1 protein-coding gene is annotated in these 1,446 nt (G+C 62.9%); it reads right to left on the bottom strand.

The genetic code is table 11. The features are described from left to right. Positions 1-1,405 (bottom strand): type IVB secretion system protein IcmH/DotU (gene icmH, locus EN925_RS35595; RefSeq protein ID WP_128337354.1); only part of this gene is annotated, 1,405 nt, incomplete at its 3' end. Between the last annotated feature and the right edge of the window lie 41 nt (positions 1,406-1,446).

Raw genomic sequence — 1,446 nt, 5'->3', positions numbered from 1 at the left:
CGCCCTTGCCGTCCACCGTCAGTCGCGAGGGATCGCTGAATTTCGCGGCCATCAGCGCTTCGACGGCTTTGGCCCGGGCCAGCGAAAGGTCGAAGTTGGATTTGAAGGCGCTCGACCGACGCGGTTTGACATTATCCGTGTGGCCGACGATCCGGATCGGTCCAGGCTCGTGCTCAAGAGCCGCGGCGATGTCGGCGGCGATGGGCTGAAATTCCGGCTTCGTCTCGGCCCTGCCGGACTGGAACAGCAGCAGATTGTTGATTTCCACGACGATGAAGTCGCCCTTGGTGCCAATGGCCAGTCCGCCGCCTTCGACGTCCTTGGCCAGCGCCGCACGAATACGATCGATCTGAGCGTTGGCCGCCGGTGGGGCGACTTTGGCTGGCTCGACCAGCGGCGCCACGCTGGCGCGCTCGATAGCGACGGGTATTGATGGGTTGAGTGCCAGCAATTCACCTGCGGCGGCGTCGCCTTCATTGGAGATGAAGACCCGCAATGCGAAGAACGCTGCCGCCAGCAGCGCCGACGCTGACGCGGCAACCACCCAAAGCGGCAGGCGGGCCGAGGACTGCGCCATCGTCTCGGCCAAGCCCTGCCAGCGCGGCGAGATGTCTTCACCCGCACGCGTCCTGAAGTAGCGAAGCGTCTCGTAGACGTCGCGTCGAACGCGCTCGAGATTGTTGTCTTCGCGCCTCACGCCGCGATACTGGCCCTCGAACCCCAGCGACAGACAGACATGCATCAGTTCGAGCAGATCGTAATGTGTCTCGGGATGGGCCAGGATCTTGTTCAGTGCTTCGTAGAAGCCTGTGCCGGAGGACTGGGTATGAAAGAACTGCCACGACATGCTGCGTTGCGACCAGTCGTCTTTCCCAGGCCAAGGCAGGTTGCCGATGAGATCGTCGGCTGTTTCGCACAGAACATAACGCGCAATCCGCGCATCCTCTTCGGCAACGTCCGATTTCTCCACCGTCCGGTCGAATTTTTCGATGGCCTCAGCGACATGTTGCGCCAGTGGCTCCGCCTGTCTTTCGACAGGCATCAGCCTGAGTTGCCCAAACAGCATCAGCAAAGGAGCGGCCGCAGCGAGAATAGTGTTTGCCGCGCAGTATCTGACCACCTCGGCGGCGCCGAGCAGCATGCGCTGCTCGATGGGCGGCTTTGATGCGGCGGCCGAAGAGCTGGTACCTGCTGGGGCACCCAGGGCCGGGCCTTGATAGATGACGGTTCCTGATACCCAGCCCGGTGGCCGCACGACGCCAGGATCGAACACGGTTGAATCCTCGATCCTGGAGGTGTCCGCGATGGATTGCTCCGGAACCGGCGGCGGTTTTTGCGTGCGCCGTGGATTTGCGCGAATGACGGTCTTGCCCGCCGGACCGAAGGGGTCGTCCTTCGAGCTCATCGCCGATCACCCGTGCAGGCGGGACACCCGCGATTCTGTCT

Source organism: Mesorhizobium sp. M7A.F.Ca.US.006.04.2.1 (assembly GCF_004022915.1).
In the GTDB taxonomy this organism is placed as follows: Bacteria; Pseudomonadota; Alphaproteobacteria; order Rhizobiales; family Rhizobiaceae; genus Mesorhizobium; species Mesorhizobium ciceri.
This window is presented reverse-complemented; position numbering and strand designations above follow the sequence as displayed.